The organism is Emticicia agri, assembly GCF_004168285.1.
Classification (GTDB): domain Bacteria; phylum Bacteroidota; class Bacteroidia; order Cytophagales; family Spirosomataceae; genus Emticicia; species Emticicia agri.
This window is the reverse complement of sequence record NZ_SEWF01000115.1, coordinates 1-802: the sequence shown is the minus strand read 5'-3', so window position 1 is coordinate 802 and position 802 is coordinate 1. Positions and strand designations below refer to the sequence as shown.

Here is an 802-nt window from a genome sequence, read left to right as displayed (position 1 = left end):
ACACTTGATAAAACTATACTTGTGCCTGATGAACCATTTGACCAGTTGACTGTTCCTGCACAACCACTTGCTGTCAGGGTTAAAGTACTCGGTGCACAAACTACTAAAGAACCCGGAGGAGTAATGGTTGGGGCGGCTGGTTGAGCGATGATTTGTAATCCTGTGACTGCTGAACTGGCCGGACTGGTGCAACTACCAACTGTACAAGTAGCTGTAATGCTATAAGTGCCCACACTTGAAAGGGTCAGACTGCTACCTGATGAACCATTCGACCAGTTGACTGTTCCCGCACAACTACTTGCGGTTAAAGTGAGCGTGCTTGGTGAACAGACTAACTTGGTAGCTGGGGCTGTAATCGTTGGAGCAGTTGGCTGACTGACAATCTGCAAACCTGTGACTGCTGCACTCGCCGGACTGGTACAAGAGCCAACTGTACAAGTAGCAGAAATACTATATGCACCCACACTTGAAAGCGTCAGACTTGTACCTGATGAACCATTCGACCAGTTCACTGTCCCTGCACAACCACTTGCCGTTAAAGTAAGCATGCTTGGTGCACAGACTACCTTGGTAGCCGGGGCTGTAATCATTGGAGCAGTTGGCTGACTGACAATCTGTAAGCCAGTAACTGCTGCACTCGCCGGACTGGTACAGGAACCAACTGTACAGGTCGCTGTAATGCTATAAGTGCCAACACTTGATAAAACTACACTTGTACCTGATGCTCCTGTTGACCAGTTCACTGTCCCTGCACAACCACTCGCTGTTAATGTAAGCGTGCTTGGTGAACAGACTACCTTGG

General features: G+C 48.8%; 1 pseudogene. It reads right to left on the bottom strand.

The window, feature by feature from the left end:
* Window positions 1-802 (bottom strand): annotated as a pseudogene (locus tag EWM59_RS27970) (hypothetical protein); the annotation flags it as partial.